Source organism: Providencia sp. PROV197, assembly GCF_028479625.1.
GTDB classification, from domain to species: domain Bacteria; phylum Pseudomonadota; class Gammaproteobacteria; order Enterobacterales; family Enterobacteriaceae; genus Providencia; species Providencia vermicola.
This window is the reverse complement of the sequence record NZ_JAMPNZ010000034.1, coordinates 22441-28547: the sequence shown is the minus strand read 5'-3', so window position 1 is coordinate 28547 and position 6107 is coordinate 22441. Positions and strand designations below refer to the sequence as shown.

The 6107-nt window shown below is 44.4% G+C and carries 6 protein-coding genes; 4 read left to right on the top strand and 2 right to left on the bottom strand.

Going from position 1 to position 6107, the window contains the following annotated elements:
- Positions 1-27: 27 nt before the first annotated feature.
- The gene (locus tag PR808_RS18420) at positions 28-771 is read right to left on the bottom strand and encodes a type 2 GTP cyclohydrolase I (protein WP_206085297.1); all 744 of its coding nucleotides are present in this window, start codon (positions 769-771) and stop codon (positions 28-30) included.
- Positions 772-974: 203 nt separating this feature from the next.
- Positions 975-1181, bottom strand: coding sequence for a YbfA family protein (locus PR808_RS18415; protein WP_047756317.1), 207 nt, complete (start codon positions 1179-1181; stop codon positions 975-977).
- 446 nt (positions 1182-1627) lie between these two features.
- Here PR808_RS18415 and kdpF point away from each other — a divergent pair, with 446 nt between their 5' ends.
- The 4 genes from kdpF to kdpC are packed head-to-tail and all read left to right on the top strand — an operon-like array spanning position 1628 to position 6100.
- Positions 1628-1717 (top strand): K(+)-transporting ATPase subunit F, encoded by a 90-nt coding sequence (gene kdpF, locus PR808_RS20730; RefSeq protein WP_206085296.1) that lies wholly within the window; start codon positions 1628-1630, stop codon positions 1715-1717.
- A 1-nt stretch (position 1718) separates the two neighbouring features.
- Positions 1719-3422 (top strand): potassium-transporting ATPase subunit KdpA, encoded by a 1704-nt coding sequence (gene kdpA / locus PR808_RS18410; RefSeq protein WP_206085295.1) that lies wholly within the window; start codon positions 1719-1721, stop codon positions 3420-3422.
- 13 nt (positions 3423-3435) lie between these two features.
- On the top strand, positions 3436-5499 hold the full coding sequence (gene kdpB / locus PR808_RS18405; RefSeq protein ID WP_206085294.1) for a potassium-transporting ATPase subunit KdpB: 2064 nt from the start codon (positions 3436-3438) through the stop codon (positions 5497-5499).
- 10 nt (positions 5500-5509) lie between these two features.
- On the top strand, positions 5510-6100 hold the full coding sequence (kdpC, locus tag PR808_RS18400; protein ID WP_206085293.1) for a potassium-transporting ATPase subunit KdpC: 591 nt from the start codon (positions 5510-5512) through the stop codon (positions 6098-6100).
- Positions 6101-6107 lie beyond the last annotated feature (7 nt).

Below are 6107 nucleotides of genomic sequence, written 5' to 3'. Positions count from 1 at the left end.
CGCCACAGCTCGAAATATGACGAGAATTTAGGCTGGGTTATCGATATCGACAAACTCGGCGTCCAACCCCTGCTCATCAACTAGCCACTTGGTTAACGCCTTAATCCCGTAACGCTCTGTGGCATGGTGCCCTGCGCTGTAAAAATGGATCCCCATTTCCCTTGCAATATGAATCGTTTGTTCTGAGACTTCCCCTGTGACGAAGGCATCAACACCAAACTCTGCGGCTTGCAGAATAAAACCTTGCCCGCCCCCTGTGCACCATGCGATTTGACGAATTTCCTCTTTCGCGTTGTCGCCACAGTGAAGGACTTTACGACCTAGGCGCGTTTCTAGGCGATTGGTCAATTCTGCTGGGGTAATTGGCTGGTCAAAAAAGCCAAATGGCATTAATGGGTCAATTTGGCCATTCACTTGGACGCCCATGATATAAGCAAGCTGTGTATTATTCCCTAATTGATGGTGCGCATCTAAAGGAAGGTGATAACCATAAAGATTAATATCATTAGCTAATAATGTTTTTAATCTATTCTTTTTCATACCTTTAATAATGGCAGGCTCATTTTTCCAAAAATAGCCATGGTGAACAATCACCGCATCCGCTTTTTTCTCAACGGCGACATCGAGTAAAGCTTGGCAGGCAGTCACTCCTGTGATGATTTTATGCACATGAGGGCGTCCTTCAACTTGCAGCCCATTTGGTGCAAAATCTTGAAACTCACTCACTTTGAGCTCATCGTTAATGACTTCTTCTAATCTTAAGTTATGCATGATGTTGTCCTTTTTACTGCACAGCGAATCTATAACGCCATTTTGAATATAATTTACTGATAATCAATAATCATAAGCGGAAACATACTTTTTTTCTGTGTTATTTGAAGTGCATCATTCGAAAAGAAAAGTAGGGGTATAAAAAACAAAACCCCCACAACGAGTCATTGCAGGGGCTCTTATCAATTACTTAAGACGCAAGGTTAACGATGGCTTTCAAGTGTGGTCTCTGAACGCTCTAACCATACAGGCTTATCGCTTGTTTTCGACCAAACTTTATTTAAGTAACTGTAATATTTAGCTCTTTTCGGGTGAAAAACCATAACAGGAAACGCAATAATGCCTGCCGTTACAGCAGCAGTGCGGCGTGCAAGTACCTGATTACGGGAATATTCGCGGTATGTGGACATCGATATCCTCCTTCAGTTGCCACTTTATTTGTCGATCCCAGCTTTGCTCTAAAAACTCCCCAAATACAGCTATTTCACAGAGCGACTAAAACCGAACAGATAATACGAGAATTAATTAACTGAATATAGAATAGCGCAAACTGTGTAATAAAACTACTCATCTGACCACTAAAATTAAAATATTACTAATAATTCCCCATTATTCTGTATTTTTACTACAAAATTTAACCCAAAATCGTTAAAGACAAACATTGTGGCAACAATTAAATAACAGGTTAAAATTTAAGTGTTATTAGTTATTTCACTTAAGAGTGTCTATTCCTCGCTTAGTTGATTAAAAAATGTGTATTTTTATACTTTTTTTACACCTAGTCCTATCTTTTTATCAGCTTCTTTACAACGAACTCTCTACCCTTATTTCATGGAAATAATAAGGAGAAAACACTGTGTCATTACTTTCCATTTTTGGGGCAGTTCTCGTTGTTCTACTGCTGGTTTATCTGATTTATGCCCTGCTTAACGCGGAGGATTTCTGATATGGCCACCACAGCATTTTTACTGATTGGCAGCTTCCTGCTGGTCTTATTTATCTTAGCTAAACCGTTAGGTAATGGAATTGCACGTCTTATTGACAGTGATATTCCTCGTCCTTTAATGGCTAGTGAATCATTGCTTTGGCGTTTAGCGGGGATTAAACAACCTGGAAAATCAGCTGCCGAAATGAATTGGCAACAATATGCCTTAGCCATTGTTTTATTCAATGTGCTCGGTTTTGTTTTGCTATTCGCCATTTTAATGTTTCAGGGCAGCTTGCCGCTCAATCCACAGCACTTTGCTGGTATGAGTTGGGATTTAGCCTTCAATACTGCGATAAGCTTCGTAGCAAACACCAACTGGCAATCTTACAGCGGTGAAAATACGTTGAGCTATTTAAGCCAAATGGCAGGCTTAACCGTACAAAACTTCCTCTCAGCCTCAACGGGTATCGCTGTGGTTTTTGCCTTGATCCGTGCTTTTTCACGCCATGGCAGTAAAACATTGGGGAATGCATGGGTCGATATCTACCGTATCACCTTCTATTTATTATTCCCTCTCGCCATTGTTGTTGCTTTATTTTTTGTCAGTCAAGGGGTGATCCAAAACTTTTCTGACTACCTCTTAGTTGACAATTTAGATAACACAACCCAACTGTTACCAATGGGCCCTGTCGCATCCCAAGAAGCGATTAAATTACTGGGAACCAATGGCGGTGGCTTCTTTGGTTCAAACTCCTCTCATCCGTTTGAAAACCCGACTGCATTAAGTAATTTTGTTCAGATGCTGGCAATATTCTTAATCCCTACCGCGTTGTGTTTTGCCTTCGGTCGTTCTGTGGGTGATAACAAACAAGGACATACCTTGTTATGGGTTATGGGGATCATTTTTGTTATCGCCGCCATTGTGGTCATTAAAGCGGAGTATGTTGGCAATCCATTTCTAAGTGAGTTACACGCCAATAGTAACGCTAACATGGAAGGCAAAGAAAGCCGCTTTGGTATTCTTTCCTCGGCTTTATATGCCGTTGTCACAACCGCTGCCTCCTGTGGTGCTGTCAATGCGATGCATGATTCCTTTACAGCGATGGGCGGCATGGTGCCAATGTGGTTAATGCAGATTGGTGAAGTCGTTTTTGGCGGTGTCGGCTCTGGTCTGTATGGCATGTTGCTGTTTGTTCTTCTCGCTGTCTTCCTTGCTGGACTAATGATTGGCCGTACTCCCGAGTACTTAGGGAAAAAAATTGAAGTCCGTGAAATGAAGATGGTTGCACTGGCAATTTTAGTGACACCAACCTTAGTGCTACTTGGTACAACCATCGCCTTAATGACCGATGCAGGACGTTCAGGCATTTTAAACCCAGGCGCCCATGGCTTTAGCGAAGTGCTATATGCCTTTTCATCGGCTGCCAATAACAATGGTAGCGCATTCGCAGGACTCAGTGCCAACACCCCGTTCTACAATGTGCTACTTGCTATCGCCATGTTTATCGGCCGCTTTGGCGTCATTTTGCCCGTACTTGCGATTGCGGGCTCAATGGCACTTAAAAAATCCCAAGCACAAAGCCAGGCTACATTGCCGACCGTAGGCCCACTCTTTATTGGCTTATTAATCTTTACTGTCCTCCTTATTGGCGCACTGACTTTTGTCCCTGCATTGGCACTAGGTCCAATTGCTGAGCAGCTACAAATTGGTTTTGCGGGATAATCAGGGGAAAAAAATGAAAAAGCAAAAAACACCTTTATTTGATAAAAAATTAATCCAACAGTCTATTATTGATGCCGTAAAAAAATGCACACCACAAGCCCAATGGCGTAACCCCGTAATGTTTGTGGTATATATCGGTAGCCTGATCACCACCTTATTATGGGCAATGATGGCAGCAGGTTTGTCTGAAGGAAGTGCATGGTTTAGCGGTATGGTCACCTTATGGTTGTGGTTTACCGTACTGTTCGCCAATTTTGCTGAAGCCTTAGCCGAAGGACGCAGTAAGGCCCAAGCCCAAAGTTTAAAAGGTGTAAAACAGCAAAGCAATGCCACTCGCCTTACCGCGGCCTCATTGGATGCAACACAAGAAATTGTCAGCTCCGATCAACTGCGCAAAGGTGATATCGTGCTGATCCGTGCAGGGGAAACCATTCCTTGTGATGGGGAAGTTCTTGAGGGCGGAGCATCTGTGGATGAAAGCGCGATCACAGGGGAATCTGCTCCAGTGATCCGCGAATCAGGTGGCGATTTTTCCTCTGTGACAGGCGGAACACGTGTGCTGTCCGACTGGCTGATTGTTGAATGTACCGTTAACCCTGGGGAGACATTCCTAGACCGCATGATCTCCATGGTCGAAGGCGCACAGCGCCGCAAAACACCGAATGAAATCGCCTTAACTATTTTGTTAACTGCACTCACCATTATCTTTGTATTAGTGTGTGCAACCTTGTATCCATTTACGGTTTTTGCCGCTGAGTATGCAGGGGCTGGCAGCGCGGTTTCCATATTAGTACTGATTGCATTATTAATCTGTTTGATCCCAACGACCATTGGTGGCCTGCTTTCCTCTATTGGTGTAGCAGGTATGAGCCGCATGTTAGGTGCGAATGTTATCGCCACCAGCGGGCGAGCTGTTGAAGCCGCGGGGGATGTGGATGTTTTATTGCTTGATAAGACAGGCACCATCACTTTAGGAAACCGCCAAGCCTCTGAGTTTCTGCCTTTAACTGGCGTTACGGAAGAGCAACTAGCAGATGCAGCACAGCTTTCTTCACTCGCTGATGAAACCCCTGAAGGACGCAGTATCGTCGTGCTTGCGAAACAAAAATTCAATTTACGTGAAAGAGATATTCACGGAATGAATGCTACTTTCGTACCATTCTCTGCAATGACCCGTATGAGTGGTGTTAACGTCGGTGAACGCATGATCCGCAAAGGTTCTGCCGATGCCATTCGTCGCTACGTTGAAGCTAATCATCAAAAATTTCCCGAAGAAGCCGATAAATTGGTGGAGAAAGTCGCCCATTTAGGAGGAACACCATTAGTTGTCGTTGACGACCAAACTGTTTTAGGCGTCGTCGCGCTCAAAGATATCGTCAAAGGTGGGATGAAAGAACGATTTGCCCAAATGCGCAGCATGGGGATCAAAACAGTGATGATCACGGGGGATAACCACTTAACTGCCGCTGCCATCGCGGCGGAAGCGGGTGTCGATGATTTCCTTGCCGAGGCAACCCCCGAAGCTAAGCTTGCCTTGATCCGTCAATACCAATCAGAAGGCCGATTGGTCGCCATGACCGGTGACGGGACAAACGATGCGCCTGCACTCGCCCAAGCTGACGTTGCTGTTGCCATGAACTCGGGCACCCAAGCCGCGAAAGAAGCTGGGAACATGGTAGATTTAGACTCAAACCCAACCAAACTTATTGAAGTCGTGCACATTGGTAAACAAATGCTAATGACTCGTGGTTCATTGACCACCTTCAGTATTGCAAATGATATTGCCAAATACTTTGCCATCATCCCTGCCGCCTTTGCCGTGACATGGCCACAACTTAACGCGTTAAATATTATGCACTTGCACTCACCTGCTTCTGCCTTGCTTTCTGCGGTAATCTTCAACGCACTGATTATTGTCTTTTTGATCCCATTGGCACTTAAAGGCGTGAATTATCGCCCAATGAGCTCCCAATCACTTTTGCAACGAAACTTAGGCTTATATGGTTTAGGTGGCTTGTTGGTGCCTTTTGTGGGGATCAAATTGATCGATATGTTTATTAGCCTATTTGGTATTTAAGGATTTGATTATGAGCATGATCCGTTCGTCCATTATCATGTTATTGGTGCTAACCCTATTAACTGGAATAGCCTACCCTCTATTGGTTACAGGCCTTGCCAATGTCTTTTTCCCATGGCAAGCAAAAGGCTCTTTAATCACACAAGATGAGCATGTTGTCGGTTCCAAACTGATTGGGCAAAATATACAAAGTGAGGGGTATTTTCATGGTCGCCCCTCCGCCACCGCGGAAAGTCCATACAACACGTTAGCCTCTGGGGGAAGTAACTTTGCGGTAAGTAATCCCTTGTTACAACAAACGATGGCTGAACGTAGTAAACTGCTGCGTGCACAGAATCCTGAAGCTGGAAATGCGATCCCTGTAGACTTATTGACTGCCTCTGCTAGTGGTCTTGACCCTAATATTTCGGTTGACGCGGCCATTTATCAAGCCCCACGCATTGCGAAAAGCAGACAGGTTTCATTAGAGGCCGTAAAATCATTAATTACGGCACAAACAGAAACGGCCTTGCTGCCCTTTTTAGGTGAACCCGTTGTGAATGTGCTACAACTGAATTTGGCACTAGATGAATACATGCAGCAAATAAATAGCCAACGTTAATAAGGTG